Annotated in this window: 18 protein-coding genes; 16 read left to right on the top strand and 2 right to left on the bottom strand. The window is 61.8% G+C overall.

Going from position 1 to position 22,066, the window contains the following annotated elements:
• Nucleotides 1–221: 221 nt before the first annotated feature.
• Together IQ24_RS09015 and IQ24_RS09010 are read right to left on the bottom strand one after the other, a co-directional pair.
• The gene (locus IQ24_RS09015) at nt 222–584 is read right to left on the bottom strand and encodes a hypothetical protein (protein WP_145397630.1); all 363 of its coding nucleotides are present in this window, start codon (nt 582–584) and stop codon (nt 222–224) included.
• 80 nt (nt 585–664) lie between these two features.
• Nucleotides 665–1,315: a hypothetical protein gene (locus IQ24_RS09010; RefSeq protein ID WP_145397629.1), complete on the bottom strand. Its 651-nt coding sequence runs from the start codon at nt 1,313–1,315 to the stop codon at nt 665–667.
• A 201-nt stretch (nt 1,316–1,516) separates the two neighbouring features.
• Here IQ24_RS09010 and IQ24_RS09005 point away from each other — a divergent pair, with 201 nt between their 5' ends.
• The 16 genes from IQ24_RS09005 to tuf all read left to right on the top strand — a co-directional run.
• Nucleotides 1,517–2,416, top strand: coding sequence for a hypothetical protein (locus tag IQ24_RS09005; protein ID WP_145397628.1), 900 nt, complete (start codon nt 1,517–1,519; stop codon nt 2,414–2,416).
• A 63-nt stretch (nt 2,417–2,479) separates the two neighbouring features.
• On the top strand, nt 2,480–2,680 hold the full coding sequence (gene secE / locus IQ24_RS09000) for a preprotein translocase subunit SecE (protein ID WP_145397627.1): 201 nt from the start codon (nt 2,480–2,482) through the stop codon (nt 2,678–2,680).
• Nucleotides 2,681–2,863: 183 nt separating this feature from the next.
• Complete coding sequence (gene nusG / locus IQ24_RS08995; RefSeq protein ID WP_145397626.1) at nt 2,864–3,403, top strand: transcription termination/antitermination protein NusG; 540 nt, start codon at nt 2,864–2,866, stop codon at nt 3,401–3,403.
• Between the two features lie 73 nt (nt 3,404–3,476).
• On the top strand, nt 3,477–3,929 hold the full coding sequence (gene rplK / locus IQ24_RS08990; protein ID WP_145397625.1) for a 50S ribosomal protein L11: 453 nt from the start codon (nt 3,477–3,479) through the stop codon (nt 3,927–3,929).
• Between the two features lie 3 nt (nt 3,930–3,932).
• On the top strand, nt 3,933–4,634 hold the full coding sequence (rplA, locus tag IQ24_RS08985) for a 50S ribosomal protein L1 (protein WP_145397624.1): 702 nt from the start codon (nt 3,933–3,935) through the stop codon (nt 4,632–4,634).
• Between the two features lie 119 nt (nt 4,635–4,753).
• Nucleotides 4,754–5,845 carry a glycosyltransferase family 2 protein gene (locus IQ24_RS08980; RefSeq protein ID WP_158637501.1) on the top strand — a complete coding sequence of 364 codons (1,092 nt, stop codon included), beginning with the start codon at nt 4,754–4,756 and terminating at the stop codon, nt 5,843–5,845.
• A gap of 284 nt (nt 5,846–6,129) precedes the next feature.
• Complete coding sequence (gene rplJ / locus IQ24_RS08975) at nt 6,130–6,645, top strand: 50S ribosomal protein L10 (RefSeq protein WP_145397622.1); 516 nt, start codon at nt 6,130–6,132, stop codon at nt 6,643–6,645.
• A gap of 67 nt (nt 6,646–6,712) precedes the next feature.
• Nucleotides 6,713–7,090, top strand: a complete 378-nt coding sequence (rplL, locus tag IQ24_RS08970; RefSeq protein WP_145397621.1) for a 50S ribosomal protein L7/L12 — start codon at nt 6,713–6,715, stop codon at nt 7,088–7,090.
• Between the two features lie 239 nt (nt 7,091–7,329).
• On the top strand, nt 7,330–11,478 hold the full coding sequence (rpoB, locus tag IQ24_RS08965) for a DNA-directed RNA polymerase subunit beta (protein ID WP_145397620.1): 4,149 nt from the start codon (nt 7,330–7,332) through the stop codon (nt 11,476–11,478).
• Between the two features lie 100 nt (nt 11,479–11,578).
• Nucleotides 11,579–15,790: a DNA-directed RNA polymerase subunit beta' gene (gene rpoC, locus IQ24_RS08960; protein ID WP_145397619.1), complete on the top strand. Its 4,212-nt coding sequence runs from the start codon at nt 11,579–11,581 to the stop codon at nt 15,788–15,790.
• A gap of 180 nt (nt 15,791–15,970) precedes the next feature.
• On the top strand, nt 15,971–16,915 hold the full coding sequence (locus IQ24_RS08955) for a DMT family transporter (protein WP_242008025.1): 945 nt from the start codon (nt 15,971–15,973) through the stop codon (nt 16,913–16,915).
• Nucleotide 16,916: 1 nt separating this feature from the next.
• The gene (locus tag IQ24_RS08950) at nt 16,917–17,765 is read left to right on the top strand and encodes a putative rhamnosyl transferase (protein ID WP_145397617.1); all 849 of its coding nucleotides are present in this window, start codon (nt 16,917–16,919) and stop codon (nt 17,763–17,765) included.
• Nucleotides 17,766–17,996: 231 nt separating this feature from the next.
• Complete coding sequence (gene rpsL / locus IQ24_RS08945; protein ID WP_010399029.1) at nt 17,997–18,368, top strand: 30S ribosomal protein S12; 372 nt, start codon at nt 17,997–17,999, stop codon at nt 18,366–18,368.
• Nucleotides 18,369–18,380: 12 nt separating this feature from the next.
• A complete protein-coding gene (rpsG, locus tag IQ24_RS08940; RefSeq protein ID WP_145397616.1) occupies nt 18,381–18,851 on the top strand; it encodes a 30S ribosomal protein S7 in 471 nt (156 codons plus the stop codon).
• Between the two features lie 17 nt (nt 18,852–18,868).
• On the top strand, nt 18,869–20,992 hold the full coding sequence (gene fusA / locus IQ24_RS08935; RefSeq protein ID WP_145397615.1) for an elongation factor G: 2,124 nt from the start codon (nt 18,869–18,871) through the stop codon (nt 20,990–20,992).
• Nucleotides 20,993–21,057: 65 nt separating this feature from the next.
• Nucleotides 21,058–22,066: elongation factor Tu (tuf, locus tag IQ24_RS08930; RefSeq protein ID WP_145397614.1), on the top strand; the 1,009-nt coding region annotated here is incomplete at its 3' end.

Raw genomic sequence — 22,066 nt, 5'->3', positions numbered from 1 at the left:
CTCTCGGCGGTTCCACCGTTCTGCGGTTCGCTCTGTCGCGAGGCGCAATCGCTCAGCGTGGTTCCCCTTCGCCTTGCGTATCTCTGCGGAGGTCCATACCGGCGACATGCTGGCATTGCAGTTGAAGCTATTGCAGCGTATAGCTGCCCCGAAGGCGCTTACAGGACCTCCGCAGAACGGGCACTGCAGCAGCTCCGGCGCGGGGTGAGGTGGGGTGTCGGTCATGCTGCACCGCCGATCTGGGCGCGGGATAGCAGGCGAACGGATTTGATCCGCCTGACGAACTCACCGAACGTGTCGCCGCTGTCGGCATCAAGATATGCCCCATATTTCGCGGCAGACCGGCTCCGGGCCGCCACGATCTCCCGCCAGTTATGGCCGTGATAGGTGATTTCGAAGCGGGCAGGCAGATCGACCGAATCTCGCATGTGTTCGAGCAGCGCGCGCTTGCCGTCCTGAGTGACATGGAAAAATGTCATGCCGAACTTCTCGGTGCCTCCGGTCCAGTGAGGCGAGGCCCGCATGCAGTCAGCAGTGTCGCTGCCTGCGTCGGTGGCGAAGTGGTTGCGATAGGTCTCACCCATGATTTCCTCGGGCCATGGGTACCCGAGGGCGTGGTGCAGCTCGTGGAAATGCTTGCTTGTGATCCTGACGTTGCACTTTTTCATGCTGCACCGCCTGTCGCCCATGCTGCAATTTCGACCGGGTCGGAACTGTCGAAGCGCCAGGCGACCGGGGAAAGCCGATGCGCGATCTGCCATTCGTCAATGGCAGCGCGGACCCGTTCCTGCATATCAAGGTTCACCTCGGGCAGGAAGTCTAGAAGCGGGTCGCCGTCTTCATTGGCAACGTCATAGAGCGCTTCCTCCGCCTGTTCGATGAACGACTCCTGATCGAAGAACCGCGAGACTCGGATCGGCCCTTTCGTCGCCCGCACAATCAGGCGATGTTCCTCCGCCTTGGCTCCTGCTTCAGCCTCTTCGCGCGTGTCGTAGGGACCGCCGTGCCAGATCTCTTCGTCGTTGGACGAAAACCATGCTGTTTGGCTGGCGGTCAGTTCTTCGATTGTGGGCGCGGGGGCTGTCCCGGTCACGGCTGCGACCAACGCAGCGACAGCCGCATGCGGATAGTTCCCTTCGTGACCGATGCCGAAACCATGGGGCGCCCGCAGCCTGATTTCTTCGATGGCCTTCCCAAGCAAGAGGATGGCCTGCCGCTCGGGCGAGGGAACTATGGGATCAACGCACGGGAGGGTGGCGGCCAGCTTCCTTATCGTCGGCGTGGACTGATCGGGGCGAGGCACTGTGGCGCTCATTCGCTATCCTTTCTGGTTGGGAAAGACGGCGCAACCCATTGTTCTGATAACGGGTTGCCGGGAAATGGTTTGAGATTTATGAATGCGGAAACAGTGACCAGTCGCGGTCTCCAAAACCGAGGGTCGTGGGTTCGAGTCCCCCAACCCCTGCCAGTCGCACCCGTCCGCAGCCCTGCCTGCGTTGACCGAAGTTTCCCGCCCATGGTCCTTAACCTTCATCTTGGTGCGCACAAGACCGCGACAACGCATCTGCAGCTGTCCTTGCGGATGGCGCAGCACGAGTTGCGGGACAATGGCGTCTTCTATGCCGATCCCGCGATTGTGCGCGGCGACAACTTCCCGCTGATCCAGGGGCTGAACGCCCCACCCGGCCAGCGCGATGCCGAGCGTCTGGCCGCGCGGCGTTTCCACCACCTGCGCGAGATGTATCCTTGGCTTTTGTGCTCGGACGAGAATTTTCTGGGCGGCACGCATCGCGATGTCATGTTCGGCCGTCGGGGCGAGATCTACCCGCAGGGCGCGCAGCGCCTGCGCAAGTTGCTGCGGATGGCAGGCGGCGGGCCTGCGACGCTGTTTCTGTCGGTGCGGGAACCAGCCAGCTTCAACGCCTCGGCGTTCTCGCTACAACTGATCCTTGGCAATGAGCTGATGGCCGAGGATTACATGGCCGGGCGCGATCCGACCTCGCTGAACTGGACGGGGCTGGTCCGGCGCCTGCTGTCGATCGAGGGTGCCGCCCGCATCGTCGTCTGGCGCTATGAGGATTATCCTCGGCTGCGCGGACGTATCCTGCGCCGCATGCTGCCGCCGCATCTGGCGCGGCAGGTGCCCGACCCCGCTCCGGTGAATGAGGGGATGTCGCAGCCCGCCTATGAGTGGCTGGCCGAACAGGCGATGACCCAGACCGACGCCGATCTGCGCCAGCTCGCCGCGAAGGCGCGTGAGCGCTTTCCCCGAAGCGCCGGGCATGCGCCGATGCGGCCCTTCCGGCCCGAGGAACACCAGCGCTCGCAGGCGGGCTATGAGGCCGATCTGGACCGCTTGCGCCAGATGCCAAGGGTCGAATTTCTGGAGCCGCGCGCGTCCGCGGCCCCAGTTTGACAAGATCGCCGCTTGAAAACGGGCCGCATGCGGGATATCTGACGCGCTGCAAGACCCAAAGGGATAGACATGGCCAACCCCGTTCAGTTCATCAACCAGGTCCGTGCCGAAGTCGCCAAGATCACCTGGCCGACGCGGCGCGAAGTCATCACGACGACGATCATGGTGTTCATCATGGCGGCGCTGGCCTCGGTTTTCTTCTCGCTGGTCGATCTTCTGATCCGCAGCGGCCTGTCGGTCCTGCTGGGTTTCGTGGGCGGCTGAAGGGCTTGCAATAGGCTGTCTTGGGGGGTATGTCCGCCCGACCTGCCCGTAATCCGGCGTGCATCGATTCGGTCGTGCGCGCCGATTTCAATTTGACCGGGGATCAGTTCTCCGGCAATGCAGGCAAAGATTTCAATGGGTTGGCTTTGCCGACCAGCTAAGGAAACAGGGGTCGATCGACACATGGCAAAGCGTTGGTATTCGGTCAGCGTCCTGTCGAACTTCGAAAAGAAGGTCGCCGAGGCGATTCGTCAGGCCGTTGCCGAAAAGGGCCTTGAGGAGCAGATCGACGAAGTTCTGGTCCCCACGGAAGAGGTCATCGAGATCCGTCGTGGCAAGAAAGTCACCTCGGAGCGCCGCTTCATGCCCGGCTATGTGCTGGTGCACATGGATCTGTCGGACCAGACCTATCACCTGGTGAACTCGATCAACCGCGTCACCGGCTTCCTTGGTGCGCAGGGCAAGCCGATGCCGATGCGCGACGACGAAGTGAACGCGATGCTCAACCGCACCGGCGATGGCGTCAAGGAAGTCGCACCGCGCAACCTGATCCGCTTCGAAGTGGGCGAGAAGGTGAATGTGACCGACGGCCCGTTCGAGGGCTTCTCGGGCATGGTCGAGGAAGTCGACGATATCTCGAGCCGCATCAAGGTGACGGTTTCGATCTTTGGCCGGCCCACGCCGGTCGAACTGGAATTCACGCAGGTCGCCAAGGCCTCGTGATTGGTCGCGGGAGGCGTTTCGCCGCACCGCTAAGTCTGCCCGGGTTCGGGCGTGATGATAAAGGAGAGGCCAAATGGCCAAGAAAGTCGTCGGGCAGCTGAAGCTGCAGATCAAGGCGGGGCAAGCCAACCCGTCCCCGCCCGTGGGCCCCGCACTGGGTCAGCGCGGCATCAACATCATGGAATTCTGCAAGGCGTTCAACGCTAAGACGCAGGAAATGGAACAGGGTGCCCCCGTTCCGGTCGTGATCACCTATTACGCAGACAAGTCGTTCACCTTCGAGACCAAGACCTCGCCCGCTTCCTTCCTGCTGAAGAAAGCTGCCGGTCTGAAGCCCGTCGGCAAGCGCAACCGCGCCCGCGGTTCGGAAAAGCCCGGCCGTGCGGTCGCTGGCACCGTGACCGTCAAGCAGGTCCGCGAAATCGCCGAGATCAAGATGAAGGATCTCAGCGCGAATGACGTGGAAGCCGCAATGCAGATCATCCTGGGCTCGGCCCGCTCGATCGGCATCGAGGTGAAAGGCTAAGTCATGGCAAAGATTTCGAAAAAGCAAACCGCTGCCCGCGCCGCCTTCGAAGGCAAGTCGAACCTCTCGGTTGAAGACGCCGTCAAGCTGGTGAAAAGCAACGCCACCGCGAAATTCGACGAAACTGTCGAAATCGCGCTGAACCTGGGCGTCGACCCGCGTCACGCCGACCAGATGGTCCGTGGCGTCGTGACCCTGCCGAATGGCACGGGCAAGTTCGTCCGCGTCGCCGTTTTCGCCCGTGGCCCCAAGGCCGACGAAGCGAAAGCTGCCGGTGCAGAGATCGTCGGTGCAGAAGACCTGATGGAGACCATCCAGTCGGGCAAGATCGAATTCGATCGCTGCATCGCCACCCCGGACATGATGCCGCTGGTCGGCCGTCTGGGCAAGATCCTCGGCCCGCGCAACCTGATGCCGAACCCCAAGGTCGGCACCGTGACGATGGACGTGAAAGCGGCTGTCGAAGCGGCAAAAGGCGGTGAAGTGCAGTTCAAGGCTGAAAAAGCCGGTGTGGTGCACGCTGGCGTCGGCAAAGCCTCGTTCGACGAAGCCAAGCTGGCCGAAAACATCCGCGCTTTCGTGGATGCCGTGAACCGCGCGAAGCCCTCGGGCGCGAAAGGGACCTACCTCAAGAAGGTCTCGATCAGCTCGACCATGGGCCCGGGCGTCTCGCTGGACCTGGCTTCGACTGCAGCCGCTCAGTAAGCGTCTGGCAGGTTTGGAAATTTGGCCGTCGAGCTTCTGCTCGGCGGCCTTTCTATTGGTTGACTTGCGACACCCATTGGGCGACTCACGTGACTGTGATTCGTGCAATGGATGTGGTCATGAGACGTGTTTCGATTACCTCGGTAAAGGACGAGGCGCCCTATCTGGTCGAATGGATTGCCTATCAGAAGCTGTTGGGCTTCGATGAGGTGATCGTGACCTCGAACGACAGCACCGATGGCACAAGCGAGATTCTGGACCGGCTGGCCGAAGCGGGCTGGTGCAAGGCCATCCATTTCCAGCGGGCTGATCACAAGGCATCGCCGCAGATCGCCGCATTGGAGCTGGTGACGCAGCTGCCGGAACTGGCCGAGCCTTGCCTGCTGTTCGTCTCGGATATCGATGAGTTCCTGCAGATCAATGTGGGGCAGGGTCGGTTGGACTGCCTGCTGGAGGCCGCGCCAGATTTCGACCTGATGTTCGTCCGCTGGCGAGTCTTCGGCTCATCCGGTCAGCATGAGCACGAGGACGCCCTATCGATCCAACGCTTTCTGCAAAGCTCGCCCACGTCCTATCGCGGGCACGTCTATCGCCACGGCGAGGAAGAAAGTCTGGGCAAGCCCGATTACACGACCGATCTGTCGGCCGAGGAGCTTTTCAACCGGCATCAATCGCAGCGCTGGACGCGCACCTACAAGACGCTGTTCCACTATCATCCCGGCGACAAGCTGAGTGTTCATTTCCCCCGCATCACGCGAGAGCCGATCATCAAGGTCGACGGTGGCGGGCGGTTGAACCCGAATGAACGCTACAGCCACCTGACCTTTTATGGCGAGCATACCTATGAGGGCAGCTACGACATCTGCCAGCTGAACCACTATGCCAATCGCTCCGTCGATGAGTATCTGCACAAGATCCTGCGTGGCGATGGGGTCCACGCCAAGGATCCTCGCGGGCTGGACCACTGGAAGGTCGCGGAATGCAACGAGGTCGCGCAGGAGGGCATGGCCAAGTGGGAAGAGCCGCTTGCCGAGATCGTGGCGCGGATCATTGCGGATTGTAACTTGCAGGCCCTGCTGGATGAGGCAATCATCGCCCGGCGGCAAAAGCTGCAGGCCGCCTTGGCCGCCGATCCCGAACTGTCGACGCTGCGCCAGCAGTTGGTCACCATGGCCGGGGCGCGCTTTGCGTCCTCTGTCGCGGCGGCATAAGCATGTGGGTCTTGGCTTTCGCGGCAAAGTGGATTAGTGCAGTCAGGTTCGCGGGTGGATGATTCGTCTTCTGCCCGTGTTCTCTGTCCGAGACGGAGGGCAGGCTGCGGCCGCTAAGTCCTTCCTGAGATGGGAATCAGACGAGACTTTCAGATCAGCGGCGCATGCGCGATCCATTGGTTGGAACTATCTGAGCCTTTCAAGCGGACTGAACGCGCCCTCGGACCATCTGGCCCGATGGCAAAAGCAGAGCCGGGGGGAAACCCCCAACTTGGAGTGAAACCGTGGATAGAGCGCAAAAAGAACAGGTGGTCGACGAGCTCGGCCAGATCTTTGAAGCCTCTGGCGTCGTGGTGGTTGCCCGCTACGAAGGAATGACGGTTGCCGAAATGCAGGACCTCCGCGCGCAGATGCGCGACATCGGTGGGTCCGTTCGCGTTGCCAAGAACAGGCTCGCCAAAATCGCCCTTGAGGGGCGGCCTTGCGCAAGCATCGCCGACTACCTGACGGGCATGACCGTGCTTGCCTTCTCCGAAGATCCTGTGGCTGCTGCCAAGGTCGCGGATAAGTACGCCAAGGGGAACGACAAGTTCGTCATCCTTGGTGGTGCGATGGGTGACACGGCGCTTGATCCGGCCGGTGTGAAAGCCGTGGCCCAGATGCCGTCGCGCGAGGAGCTTATCGCTTCGATCGTGGCTGCAATCGGCGCCCCTGCTTCGAACATCGCTGGCGCAATTGGCGCACCTGCTTCGAACATCGCGGGCATCCTCACCACGCTCGAAGAGCGTGAGGCTGCATAACGCAATCCGAATTCTGTCGTGGGGTTGAAACCCCGACGTTGGAACACTTAGATAAGAGAACGGAAAAATGGCTGATCTTAAGAAACTCGCCGAAGAAATCGTGGGCCTGACCCTGCTGGAAGCCCAGGAACTGAAAACCATCCTGAAAGACGAGTACGGCATCGAGCCGGCTGCCGGTGGCGCCGTCATGATGGCTGGCCCGGCTGCTGGTGGCGCTGCTGAAGCCGCCGAAGAAAAGACCGAATTCGACGTCGTCCTGACCGACGCCGGCGCCAACAAGATCAACGTGATCAAAGAAGTGCGCGCGATCACCGGTCTGGGCCTGAAAGAAGCCAAAGACCTCGTTGAGGCTGGCGGCAAGGTCAAAGAAGCTGCTGCGAAAGCAGAAGCCGAAGACATCAAGACAAAGCTCGAAGCGGCTGGCGCCAAGGTCGAGCTCAAGTAATTGGCCCGCGTGGCCGATTGATTTTGAAAAATTTGGCAGGGTCCGGGGTTTCCCGGTCCCTGCCGAACCTGTCTTGAAGGACGGTTTCGCAATCAGACCTTCCTTCAGGGCATGTTCGGGGTTCGGGAGCCGCGCGGTGGGACGCGAGGCACGAATGGAACCCCGCCCCTCATTCGCCGCCTTGCGCCGGTCGGGCCCCGACGACCGGAACAAGCGAAAGACGAAAGGTTAGACCCTCTATGGCGCAAGCTTATGTCGGCCAGAAACGCATCCGGCGCTACTATGGCAATATCCGCGAAGTTCTTGAAATGCCGAACCTCATCGAGGTTCAGAAGTCGTCCTATGACCTGTTCCTGCGGTCGGGTGAGGACAGCGCGCATCAGGACGGCGAGGGGATTCAGGGCGTTTTCCAGTCGGTTTTCCCGATCAAGGACTTCAACGAGACTGCGACGCTTGAGTTCGTGAAATACGAGCTTGAAAAGCCGAAATACGACGTTGACGAATGCCAGGCCCGCGACATGACCTATGCCGCGCCGCTGAAGGTGACGCTGCGTCTGATCGTGTTCGATGTCGATGAGCACACCGGTGCGAAATCGGTCAAGGACATCAAGGAACAAGACGTCTACATGGGTGACATGCCCCTGATGACGCAGAACGGGACGTTCATCGTGAACGGGACCGAGCGCGTCGTCGTGTCGCAGATGCACCGCTCGCCGGGCGTCTTCTTCGACCATGACCGCGGCAAGACCCATTCCTCGGGCAAGCTGCTGTTCGCCTGCCGCATCATTCCCTATCGCGGCTCGTGGCTGGACTTCGAATTCGACGCCAAGGACCTGGTGTTCGCGCGCATCGACCGCCGCCGGAAACTGCCGGTGACGACGCTGCTCTATGCGCTTGGCATGGATCAGGAAGGCATCATGGACGCCTTCTACGACACCGTCGATTACAAGCTGCAGCGCGCCACCAAGGGTCTGAGCGCGGGCTGGGTCACGCGCTTCTTCCCCGAGCGCGTCCGTGGCACCCGTCCGAGCTATGACTTGGTGAACGCCGAAACCGGCGAGATCATCACCAAGGCTGGCGACAAGGTGACCCCGCGTCTGGTCAAGCAACTGATCGAGCAGGGCGATGTCAACCTGCTGCTGCCCTTCGACAAGATCATCGGCCGCTTCATCGCCAAGGACATCGTCAACGACCGCACCGGCTTCATCTATGCCGAAGCGGGCGACGAGATCACGGCGGAATACGACAAGGACGGTGAATTGAACGGCGGCCTGCTGAAGGTCCTGCTGGACAATGACATCACCGATCTGCCGATTCTGGACATCGATCACGTCAACGTCGGGCCTTACATCCGCAACACGATGGCAGCGGACAAGAACATGAACCGCGCGGGTGCCCTGATGGACATCTACCGCGTCATGCGTCCGGGCGAGCCGCCGACCGTGGAAGCCGCTGGATCGCTGTTCGACAGCCTGTTCTTCGACAGCGAGCGCTACGACCTTTCGGCCGTCGGTCGCGTCAAGATGAACATGCGTCTTGACCTCGATGCGCCCGATACGCAGCGCACCCTGCGTCACGAAGACATCGTGGCCTGTATCCGCGGTCTCGTGGAGCTGCGCGACGGCAAGGGCGAGATCGACGACATCGACCACCTCGGCAACCGCCGGGTGCGCTCGGTCGGCGAGCTGATGGAAAACCAGTACCGCATCGGTCTGCTGCGCATGGAGCGCGCCATCCGCGAGCGTATGTCGGGCGTCGAGATCGACACCGTCATGCCGCAGGACCTGATCAACGCGAAACCGGCGGCTGCGGCTGTCCGCGAATTCTTCGGCTCGTCGCAGCTGTCGCAGTTCATGGACCAGACCAACCCGCTGTCGGAAGTGACGCACAAGCGTCGTCTCTCGGCTCTCGGGCCGGGCGGTCTGACGCGTGAGCGTGCGGGCTTCGAGGTTCGCGACGTTCACCCGACCCACTATGGCCGGATGTGTCCGATTGAAACGCCGGAAGGTCAGAACATCGGTCTGATCAACTCGCTGGCCACTTTTGCCCGCGTGAACAAATACGGCTTCATCGAGACCCCGTACCGCAAAGTGACCCACGGTCAGGTGACTGATGACGTGGTCTATATGTCGGCCACTGAGGAGATGCGTCACACCATCGCTCAGGCCAACGCCGAGCTGGATGAAAACGGCAAGTTCGTTCAGGAACTGATCTCGACCCGTCAGGCGGGCGACTTCACGCTGAACCCGGTGGATTCGATCGACCTGATCGACGTCTCGCCGAAACAGCTGGTCTCGGTCGCGGCGGCGCTGATTCCGTTCCTTGAAAACGACGACGCCAACCGCGCTCTGATGGGCTCGAACATGCAGCGTCAGGCGGTTCCGCTTCTGCGGGCCGAGGCGCCGTTTGTCGGCACCGGCATGGAAAGCGTCGTGGCGCGTGACTCGGGCGCGGCCATCATGGCCCGTCGCGGCGGCATCATCGACCAGGTCGATGCGCAGCGTATCGTTGTGCGTGCGACCGAGGATCTGGGCGCGGGCGACGCGGGCGTGGACATCTATCGTCTGCGCAAGTTCAAGCGTTCGAACCAGTCCTCGACCATCAACCAGCGTCCGCTGGTGAAGGTGGGCGAGAAGGTGGTGAAAAGCCAGGTCATCGCTGACGGTCCCTCGACCGATCAGGGCGAACTGGCCATCGGCCGGAACGTGGTCGTCGCGTTCATGCCCTGGAACGGCTACAACTACGAAGACTCGATCCTGATTTCGGAGCGTATCCACCGCGACGACGTGTTCACCTCGATCCATATCGACGAATACGAAGTGGCGGCCCGCGACACGAAGCTGGGCCCGGAAGAGATCACCCGCGACATCCCGAACGTCGGTGAAGAGGCGCTGCGCAACCTCGATGAGGCTGGCATCGTCTACATCGGCGCCGAGGTTGGCCCGGGCGACATTCTGGTCGGTAAGATCACGCCGAAGGGCGAAAGCCCGATGACGCCGGAAGAAAAACTTCTGCGCGCCATCTTCGGTGAGAAGGCTTCGGACGTCCGCGACACCTCGCTGCGTCTGCCGCCGGGTGCTTACGGCACGATCGTCGAGGTCCGCGTCTTCAACCGTCACGGCGTCGACAAGGACGAACGTGCGCTGCAGATCGAGCGTGAGGAAGTCGAACGCCTGGCCCGTGACCGGGACGACGAAATGGCGATCCTTGACCGCAACATCTATGCGCGTCTGAAAACGCTGGTGACCGGCAAGTCGGTTGTCAAAGGCCCGAAAGGCATCAAGCCGGGTTCGGTCGTTGACGAGGATCTGCTGGGTCAGCTGTCGCGTGGCCAGTGGTGGCAGCTTGCTGTCGCCGAGGAAGACATCGCCAAGGAAATCGAGGCCCTGAACCAGCAATACGACGCCCAGAAAAAGGCGCTGGAAGCCCGGTTCGAAGACAAGGTCGAGAAGGTCCGTCAGGGCGACGATCTGCCTCCCGGCGTGATGAAGATGGTCAAGGTGTTCGTCGCGGTGAAGCGCAAGCTTCAGGCGGGCGACAAGATGGCCGGTCGTCACGGCAACAAGGGTGTGGTGTCGAAGGTCGTTCCGATCGAAGACATGCCCTTCCTTGCGGACGGGACCCCGGTCGACCTCGTGCTGAACCCGCTGGGCGTGCCTTCGCGGATGAACGTCGGGCAGATCCTCGAGACCCATATGGGCTGGGCATCGCGCGGTCTTGGCATCAAGATCGACGAAGCGCTGCAGGACTATCGCCGTAATGGCGACATGGCCCCGGTGCGTGACGCGATGAAGCTGGGCTATGGCGACGACATGTATGCGGAGACCTTCGCAGACATGGCCGACGACCAGCTGGTCGAGCATGCCTCGGCAGTGACCTCGGGCGTTCCGATTGCCACGCCGGTCTTCGACGGTGCGAAAGAGGCCGACATCAACGACGCGCTGCGTCGCGCGGGCTTTGACACCTCGGGTCAGTCGATCGTCTTCGACGGCCGCTCGGGTGAGCAGTTCGCGCGTCCGATCACCGTCGGCATGAAGTACGTCCTGAAGCTGCACCACCTTGTCGACGACAAGATGCACGCACGCTCGACCGGCCCGTACTCGCTGGTCACGCAGCAGCCGCTGGGTGGTAAGGCGCAGTTCGGTGGTCAGCGTCTGGGTGAGATGGAGGTCTGGGCTCTGGAAGCCTACGGCGCCGCCTACACGCTGCAGGAAATGCTGACCGTGAAGTCGGATGACGTCGCAGGCCGGACCAAGGTCTATGAGTCGATCGTGAAGGGTGACGACAACTTCGAGGCCGGCGTGCCGGAATCGTTCAACGTGCTGGTGAAGGAGGTCCGGGGTCTGGGCCTCAACATGGAACTCCTGGATGCGGAAGACGAGGAGTGAGGGCAGCGAATGGCGGGGTGAAGCCCTGCCTCACGAAGCCCCGGCAGGGTGGGTTTCCCACCTTGCCCCTCACCTCCGCGCCACTCATTAGGAATTGAAAATGAACCAGGAACTTGCTCACAACCCGCTGAACCCGCTGGCCTCGCCGCGGCAGTTCGACGAAATCAAGATCTCGCTGGCCTCTCCCGAGGAAATCCTCGCCTGGTCGTTCGGCGAGGTGAAGAAGCCCGAGACCATCAACTACCGCACGTTCAAGCCCGAGCGTGACGGTCTGTTCTGCGCGCGCATCTTTGGTCCGATCAAGGACTACGAATGCCTGTGCGGCAAATACAAGCGCATGAAATATCGCGGCCTCGTCTGCGAAAAATGCGGCGTGGAAGTGACCCTGCAGAAGGTCCGCCGCGAGCGGATGGGCCATATCGAACTGGCCGCACCCGTCGCCCACATCTGGTTCCTGAAGTCGCTTCCCAGCCGGATCGGCCTGATGCTGGACATGACGCTGCGCGATCTTGAGCGGATTCTCTACTTCGAGAACTACGTCGTGATCGAGCCGGGTCTGACCGACCTGACCTATGGCCAGCTGCTGACCGAGGAAGAATTCCTCGACGCGCAGGACCAGTATGGCGCCGACGCCTTCAGCGCCGATATCGGTGCCGAAGCGATCCGCATGATGCTGTCGAACATCGACCTGGCCGCCACCGCCGAGCAACTCCGCGAGGAGCTGAAAGAGGCGACCGGCGAGCTGAAGCCGAAGAAGATCATCAAGCGTCTGAAGATCGTTGAAAGCTTCCTCGAGTCGGGCAACCGCCCCGAGTGGATGGTCATGACGGTGATCCCGGTCATCCCGCCGGAACTGCGCCCGCTGGTTCCGCTGGATGGTGGCCGCTTCGCGACCTCGGACCTGAACGACCTTTATCGCCGCGTCATCAACCGCAACAACCGTCTGAAGCGCCTGATCGAGCTTCGCGCGCCCGATATCATCGTGCGCAACGAAAAGCGGATGCTGCAGGAATCGGTCGATGCGCTGTTCGACAACGGCCGTCGCGGCCGCGTCATCACCGGGAACAACAAGCGCCCGCTGAAGTCGCTGTCGGACATGCTGAAAGGCAAGCAGGGCCGCTTCCGTCAGAACCTTCTGGGCAAGCGCGTCGACTTCTCGGGTCGTTCGGTCATCGTGACCGGCCCGGAACTGAAGCTGCACCAGTGCGGTCTGCCGAAGAAGATGGCCTTGGAACTGTTCAAGCCGTTCATCTATTCGCGTCTTGAAGCGAAGGGCCTCAGCTCGACCGTCAAGCAGGCGAAGAAGCTGGTCGAGAAAGAGCGTCCCGAGGTTTGGGATATTCTGGACGAGGTCATCCGCGAGCATCCGGTTCTGCTGAACCGTGCGCCGACGCTGCACCGTCTGGGCATCCAGGCGTTTGAGCCGATCCTGATCGAAGGTAAAGCGATCCAGCTGCACCCGCTGGTCTGCTCGGCCTTCAACGCTGACTTCGACGGCGACCAGATGGCCGTGCACGTCCCGCTGTCGCTGGAAGCGCAGCTGGAAGCGCGCGTCCTGATGATGTCGACGAACAACGTTCTGTCGCCCGCCAACGGCGCACCGATCATCGTTCCGTCGCAGGACATGGTTCTGGGCCTGTATTACACCTCGATGCAGCGCGACGGCATGAAGGGCGAAGGCTCGGTCTTTGCGAACCTTGACGAGGTCGAGCATGCTCTGGCCGCCGGTGAGGTGCATCTGCACGCCAAGATCACCGCGCGCCTGCCGCAGATCGACGAGAACGGCAACGAGGTCATCAAGCGCTATGAGACGACCCCCGGTCGTCTGCGTCTGGGTGCGCTGCTGCCGAAGAACAACAAGGCTCCGTTCGAACTGGTCAACAACCTTCTGCGCAAGAAGGACATCCAGAACGTCATCGACACCGTCTACCGCTACTGCGGCCAGAAAGAGTCGGTGATCTTCTGTGACCAGATCATGGGTCTGGGCTTCCGCGAGGCGTTCAAGGCCGGGATCTCGTTCGGCAAGGACGACATGGTCGTTCCGCCGAACAAGTGGGAACTGGTCGAGGAAACTCAGGATCAGGTGAAGCAGTTCGAACAGCAGTATCTGGACGGTCTGATCACCCAGGGTGAGAAGTACAACAAGGTGGTCGATGCCTGGTCGAAATGTAACGACCGCGTCACCGACGCCATGATGAAAACCATCGCTGCGGTCCACAAGGACGAGAAGGGCGCTGAAGAAGAGCCGAACTCGGTCTACATGATGGCCCACTCGGGCGCGCGGGGTTCGACCAGCCAGATGAAACAGCTGGGCGGCATGCGCGGCCTGATGGCCAAGCCGAACGGCGAGATCATCGAGACGCCGATCATCTCGAACTTCAAGGAAGGTCTGACCGTTCTTGAATACTTCAACTCGACCCACGGTGCCCGGAAGGGTCTGTCGGATACGGCTCTGAAGACGGCGAACTCGGGTTACCTGACCCGTCGTCTGGTCGACGTCGCACAGGACTGCATCATCCGCGAGCATGACTGCGGCACCGAGCGTGCGATCACGGCTTCGGCCGCGGTCAACGACGGTGAAGTCGTCAGCCCGCTGAGCGAGCGCATTCTGGGCCGTGTCGTGGCCGATGACGTTCTGGTCCCCGGCGAAGACGTGGTGATCCTGCGCAAGAACGAAGTGGTCGACGAGCGCAAGGCCGATGAGATCGAAAGCGCGGGCGTTCAGTCCGTGCGCATCCGCTCGGCCCTGACCTGCGAATCCGAGGACGGCATCTGTGCGCTGTGCTACGGTCGCGATCTGGCACGTGGTACGCTGGTCAACATCGGTGAAGCCGTCGGCATCATCGCCGCGCAGTCGATCGGTGAACCGGGCACGCAGCTGACGATGCGGACCTTCCACATCGGCGGCATCGCGCAGGGTGGTCAGCAGTCGTTCCTGGCCGCGGCTCAGGACGGCACGATCGCCTTCGAGAACGAGAACACGCTTGAGAACGCGAACGGCGAGTTGATCGTCATGAGCCGGAACATGCAGTTGCATGTGATGGGTCCGGCGGGCGAGGCGCTGTCCAGCCACAAGCTGTTCTACGGCTCGAAACTGTTCGTGCGCGAAGGCGACGCGGTGGTTCGCGGTCAGAAGCTGTTCGAATGGGACCCCTATACCCTGCCGATCATCGCGGAAAAGGCCGGTGTCACGAAATATGTCGACCTTATCTCGGGCATCTCGGTCCGTGATGAGACCGATGACGCGACCGGCATGACCCAGAAGATCGTGACGGACTGGCGCTCGGCCCCGAAAGGGAATGAGCTGAAGCCGGAAATCATCCTGATGGATGCCGATGGTGAGCCGATCCGCAACGATCAGGGCAACCCGATCAGCTATCCGATGTCGGTCGATGCCATTCTCTCGGTCGAGGAAGGCGTCGAGGTGAAAGCCGGTGACGTGATCGCCCGTATCCCGCGCGAAGGCGCCAAGACCAAGGACATCACCGGGGGTCTTCCCCGCGTGGCGGAACTGTTCGAGGCCCGTCGTCCCAAGGATCACGCGATCATCGCCGAACTTGATGGCTATGTGCGCTTCGGCAAGGACTACAAGAACAAGCGCCGCATCGCGATCGAGCCGGCGCAGGAAGGTCTGGACCCGGTCGAGTACATGGTGCCGAAAGGCAAGCACATCCCGGTGCAGGAAGGCGACTTCGTGCAGAAGGGTGACTACATCATGGACGGCAACCCGGCGCCGCATGACATCCTGCGGATCATGGGGATCGAGGCTCTGGCCGACTATCTGATCGACGAAGTGCAGGACGTCTACCGCCTGCAGGGCGTGAAGATCAACGACAAGCACATCGAGGTGATCGTGCGGCAGATGCTGCAGAAGATCGAGATCCTCGACAGCGGGGAAACCACGCTGCTGAAAGGTGAGCATGTCGATCGCGACGAGTTCGAGGAAGAGAACGCCAAGATCGAAGCCAAGGGCGGCCGTCCGGCCGTGGGCGAGCCGGTGCTTCTGGGCATCACCAAGGCATCGCTGCAGACCCGCAGCTTCATCTCAGCCGCATCGTTCCAGGAAACGACCCGCGTGCTGACCGAAGCTGCCGTTCAGGGCAAGCGCGACAAGCTGGTTGGCCTGAAGGAAAACGTCATCGTCGGCCGTCTGATCCCTGCCGGTACGGGTGGCGCGACCGCGCGCGTTCGCAAGATCGCTGCCGACCGCGACGCCGCCGTCATCGAGGCCCGTCAGGCCGAGGTCGAAGCGGCGGTGGCTCTGGCCGCGCCGATCATCGAGGCCGAGGTGCAGGCGTCCAGCGACGAGTGATCGCGCTGACATGAGAAAGATTGGCCCGGAGCATGCTCCGGGCCTTTTCATATGCGCGGGGCAGGGGGGCGTGCCATTTCTGACGCGGATAGCGGCGGCCGTGCGAATTGCACTTGCCGCCGCTTTCTTTCCGTGAAGCCCATGCCTAACACTTGCAGGGCAGGGCGCATTCGGGAGGGAATGATGCGAACACCGCTGATCTCGCCCAATCCCGGGAATGCGCCTCCGGCCGAGCAGGTGCTGATCGAACAGACCGACAACGACAACCTGCAGGGCGCGATGCTGATGATCGCCTGTATGGCGGTGTTCGCCTGCAACGATGCGCTGATCAAATATGTCACGCAGGAGCTGCCGCTGTCGCAGGCCATCGTCATGCGCGGAGCCTTTGTCCTGCCCTTGATGCTGGCTTTGGGTCTGCGGCAAGGTCGCCTGCGGCTGCGCGTGCCGCGCCGGGATGTGCTGCCGCTGGTCACGCGGTCGCTGGCCGAGGTCAGCTCATCGCTGCTGTATCTGCTGGCGCTGCGGCAGATGCCGCTGGGCAATATCTCGGCCATCATGCAGTCGCTGCCGCTGGCTGTGATGCTGGGCGCGGCGGTCTTCTTCCGCGAACGGATGGGCTGGCGCCGCATCGGTGCCGTGCTGGTCGGCTTTGCGGGTGTGCTGGTCGTCCTGCGACCCGGCACCGGGGCCTTTGACGAATGGGCGATCATTGCGCTGCTCTCGGTCGTGCTGATCGTGGTGCGCGATCTGGTGACGCGGAAATTCTCGGGCGATGTCGGCTCTTCGACGGTTGCCTTCTATGCCGCCTTTGCGGTGATGATGTCGGGCTTCGTGCTGGGTTTTGAAGAGCCCTGGCGCTGGCCCACGCAGCGCGAAACGCTGCTATTGCTGCTGTCGGCCAGCTTCCTGACGGCGGGCTATATCACCGCCGTTGCGTCGATGCGCGTGGGCGAGATTTCCTTTGTCGCGCCCTTCCGCTATACCTCTCTGATCGCCGCGATCCTGCTGGGATTGCTGGTGTTTGGCGAATGGCCGGATCTGTGGACCTGGGTCGGGGCCGCCATGATCGTGGGGGCGGGGATCTATGCGATCCTGCGCGATGGAAAGGCAAGGAGAGCGCGCTGACATGAAGGTCCAGATGTTGGGGCTCTGCCGGTTTTCCTATCTGGGCGGGCGTGGATTTCAGGTCGGGCATGACACCATCGAGGAACGCCGGGCGTTCCTTTACGACCCCGCCCGGCTGGAGCGCCGCTGGTTCTGGTTCGAGAATGTCACCCTGCCCGCGCTGATCGCCCAGACCGATCCGGATTTCACGCTGGTGCTGATGACCGGCCCCGATCTGCCCGAGCCTTACCTGTCGAACCTGCGCGAGCTTTGCGAGATGTTCCCGCAGTTCAAGCTGGCCCTGGTCCCGCCGATGGAGCGGCACAACGAGGCCTGCCTGGCCGCAGTCGCGCCGCATATTCAGGCGGATGCGGATGTGGTGGGCCACTTCCGGCAGGATGACGACGATGCCGTCGCCATCGACTATATCCATCACGCGCGCCGCGATTTCGCCGCGATGCGGCCGCTTTGGGCGCAGCACAGGCGGCTCTTCTGTGACTATTCGCGCGGCATGGTGCTGAAGGCCACCGAGCGCGGGATCAAGGCCGAGCAGCGGATGATCTATAACGCCGTCGCGGCGCTGACGATCTATCTGCCACCCGACGCCGGGCGCTCGGTCGTGCATTTCCCGCATTGGAAGATCGGCATGGCCATGTCGGGGGTGCAGATGACGGGCAGGGTGATGTTTGCGCGCATGCTGAACCACGACAATGACTCGGGCGCGATCGGGGCGGGCTATGCGCTGGACGGCGACCCCGCCGAACATGGCGCGCTGCTGGCCGAACGCTTCCGCATCGACCTTGCGAGCCTGCATGAGGCGGCGCGGGAATTCGGGCTGCCGGGCGCGCCGCGTCCCCGCTGGGGTTGTTGACTCGGGGCAGGAATCCCCATATACGCCCGACACCCGACAGAATTCTGTCCGGTGCCCAGATAAACCTGACAGGTCGCGATCCAGGCCAACGCCTTGATCCTCTGGAATACTACCCGTCCTCCCCGCAAGGGACAGGATGGGTTTGGCGTTTCACGATTCGCGTGATTCGCCGTCGAGAAGTGGCGCGGCCAATCGGTCGCGAGTATTGACGAAAGCAAAACGGGGAACCGAATGCCGACGATCCAACAGCTGATCCGCAAACCGCGGCAGCCCAAGGTGCAGCGCTCGAAGTCGCAGCACCTCCAGTCATGCCCGCAAAAGCGCGGCGTGTGCACGCGCGTCTACACCACGACGCCGAAGAAACCGAACTCCGCTATGCGTAAAGTCGCCAAAGTGCGTCTGACGAATGGCTTCGAGGTCATCTCCTACATCCCGGGCGAAAAGCACAACCTCCAGGAGCACAGCGTCGTGCTGATCCGTGGCGGCCGTGTGAAAGACCTTCCGGGTGTCCGTTACCACATCCTGCGCGGTGTGCTGGATACCCAAGGCGTCAAAGATCGTCGTCAGCGTCGTTCGAAATACGGCGCGAAGCGTCCGAAGTAAGGAGATACTTCAATGTCACGTCGTCACGCCGCTGAAAAACGCGAAGTTCTGCCCGACGCCAAGTATGGCGACCGGGTTCTGACGAAATTCATGAACAACCTGATGGTTGACGGTAAGAAATCGACCGCCGAACGCATCGTCTACAACGCGCTGGAGCGTGTTGAGGGCAAGCTGAAGCGCGAGCCGATCGAAGTCTTCCACGAAGCCCTCGACAACGTGAAGCCTTCGGTCGAAGTGCGCTCGCGTCGCGTCGGTGGTGCAACCTACCAGGTTCCGGTCGAAGTGCGCCCGACCCGCCGCGAGGCTCTGGCCATCCGCTGGCTGATCACCGCAGCGAAGAACCGCAACGAGCACACCATGGAAGAGCGTCTGGCAGGTGAACTGTCCGATGCCGTCAACGGTCGTGGGACTGCGGTGAAGAAGCGCGAAGACACCCACAAGATGGCCGACGCCAACAAGGCGTTCAGCCACTACCGCTGGTAACGGAAGGAAGGCCCTTAATGGCACGCGAATATCCGCTGGAGCGCTACCGGAACTTCGGGATCATGGCCCACATCGACGCGGGCAAGACCACGACGACCGAGCGGATCCTGTTCTACACCGGCAAGAACCACAAAATGGGCGAGACGCACGATGGTGCGTCCACCATGGACTTCATGGAACAGGAAGCAGAGCGCGGGATCACCATCTCGTCCGCTGCGACCACGACCTTCTGGCAGAAGCACGAAGATACCGAGTTCACCCCGGATCAATCGCTGCGCCACAAGTTCAACATCATCGACACCCCCGGCCACGTGGACTTCACCATCGAAGTCGAACGTTCGCTGGCGGTTCTGGATGGTGCGATCTGTCTGCTCGACGGCAACGCCGGTGTCGAGCCGCAGACCGAAACCGTCTGGCGTCAGGCTGACCGCTACAAGGTTCCGCGGATCGTGTTCGTCAACAAGATGGACAAGATCGGCGCGGACTTCTTCAAGTGCGTCCACATGATCAAGGACCGCACCGGCGGCATCCCCTGCCCGGTCGCTCTGCCGATCGGTGCCGAGGACAAGCTGGAAGGCGCGATCGACCTGATCAAGATGGAAGAGTGGGTCTGGAAGGGCGAAGACGTCGGCGCAAGCTGGGTCCGTCAGCCGATCCGCGAAGAGCTTCAGGATCTGGCCGAGGAATGGCGCGGCAAGATGATCGAACTCGCCGTCGAAATGGACGACGACGCGATGGAGCAGTACCTTGAGGGCAACGAGCCCGACGAGGACACGCTGCGCAAGCTGATCCGCAAGGGTACGCTGTCGATGTCGTTCTTCCCGGTTCTTGCTGGCTCGGCCTTCAAGAACAAGGGCGTTCAGCTGCTGCTGAACTCGGTGATCGACTATCTGCCGGCTCCGACGGACGTTCCGGACCTGATGGGCTTTGCCCCGGATGACGAAACCGAAGAGCGCAACATCGCTCGCAAGGCTTCCGACACCGACCCCTTCTCGGCGCTGGCGTTCAAGATCATGAACGACCCCTTCGTCGGCTCGCTGACCTTCACCCGCATCTACTCGGGCGCCCTGAAAAAAGGCGACCAGATGCTGAACTCGACCAAAGGCAAGCGTGAGCGCGTCGGTCGTATGATGGTGATGCACGCGATCAACCGTGAAGAGATCGATGAAGCCTTCGCAGGCGACATCATCGCGCTGGCCGGTCTGAAAGACACCACCACGGGTGACACGCTGTGTGATCCGGCGAAACCGGTGGTTCTGGAAACCATGACCTTCCCCGAGCCGGTCATCGAGATCGCCGTCGAGCCGAAGTCGAAAGCTGACCAGGAGAAGATGGGCCTCGCCCTGCAGCGCCTGTCGGCCGAAGACCCGTCCTTCCGCGTCGAAACCGATATCGAATCGGGCCAGACGATCATGAAGGGCATGGGCGAACTTCACCTCGACATCCTGGTCGACCGCATGAAGCGCGAGTTCAAGGTCGAGGCGAACATCGGTGCGCCGCAGGTGGCTTATCGCGAGACCATCTCGAACGAAGCCGAGATCGACTACACGCACAAGAAACAGACCGGTGGTACCGGCCAGTTCGCGCGCGTCAAGCTGGTCATCACGCCCACCGAGCCGGGCGAAGGCTACACGTTCGAATCGAAGATCGTCGGTGGTGCTGTTCCGAAGGAATACATCCCGGGCGTCGAGAAGGGCATCAAGTCGGTCATGGACTCCGGTCCGCTGGCAGGCTTCCCGGTCATCGACTTCAAGGTCGCGCTGATCGACGGTGCGTTCCACGACGTCGACTCGTCGGTGCTGGCCTTCGAAATCGCTGCTCGCGCCGGTATGCGTGAAGGTCTGCGCAAGGCAGGTGCAAAACTGCTCGAGCCGATCATGCGCGTGGAAGTCGTGACGCCGGATGAATACACCGGCTCGATCATCGGCGACCTGACCAGCCGTCGTGGCATGGTCCGCGGTCAGGACACTCGCGGCAACGCGAACGTCATCGACGCGATGGTCCCGCTGGCCAATATGTTCGGCTACATCAACAACCTGCGCTCGATGTCCTCGGGCCGCGCGGTGTTCACGATGCAGTTCGACCATTACGACGCCGTGCCGCAGAACATCTCGGACGAGATCCAGAAGAAATACGCTTAATCGGATTGGCGGGGCCTTGCCCCGCCTCTCCCTTGACGAACACCAGAATTTAAGGAGCCATGCTTATGGCAAAGGCAAAGTTTGAACGTACGAAACCGCACGTCAACATCGGCACGATTGGCCACGTTGACCACGGCAAGACCACGCTGACGGCGGCGATCACGCGCTATTTCGGCGACTTCAAGGGCTACGATCAGATCGACAACGCCCCTGAAGAGAAAGCCCGTGGCATCACGATCTCGACGACGCATGTCGAATACGAGACCGCGACGCGTCACTATGCACACGTCGACTGCCCCGGCCACGCCGACTATGTGAAGAACATGATCACCGGCGCGGCGCAGATGGACGGCGCGATCCTGGTTGTGAACGCTGCTGACGGCCCGATGCCGCAGACGCGCGAGCACATCCTGCTGGGCCGTCAGGTCGGCATCCCGTTCATGGTCGTCTACATGAACAAGGTTGACCAGGTCGACGATCCGGAACTGCTGGAACTGGTCGAGATGGAAGTGCGCGAGCTGCTGTCGTCCTACGACTACCCGGGCGACGACATTCCGATCATCAAGGGTTCGGCTCTGGCCGCTCTGGAAGGTCGCGATCCGGAAATCGGGGAGAACTCGATCAAGGCGCTGCTGGAAGCCGTCGACACCTACATCCCGACGCCCGAGCGTGCGGTTGACCTGCCGTTCCTGATGCCGATCGAAGACGTGTTCTCGATCTCGGGCCGTGGTACGGTTGTGACCGGCCGCGTCGAGCGTGGCGCTGTGAACGTCGGCGACGAACTGGAAATCGTGGGCATCCGCGACACCAAGAAAACGACCTGCACGGGCGTGGAAATGTTCCGCAAACTGCTGGATCGTGGGGAAGCTGGCGACAACATCGGCGCGCTGCTGCGCGGCGTCGACCGTGACGGCGTTGAGCGTGGTCAGGTTCTGGCCAAGCCCGGTTCGGTGAAGCCGCACACGAAGTTCGAAGCGGAAGCCTATATCCTCACGAAAGAGGAAGGTGGCCGTCACACGCCGTTCTTCGCGAACTACCGTCCGCAGTTCTACTTCCGCACGACGGACGTGACCG

This window comes from Paracoccus sulfuroxidans (assembly GCF_007830335.1).
GTDB lineage: Bacteria > Pseudomonadota > Alphaproteobacteria > Rhodobacterales > Rhodobacteraceae > Paracoccus > Paracoccus sulfuroxidans.
This window is presented reverse-complemented; position numbering and strand designations above follow the sequence as displayed.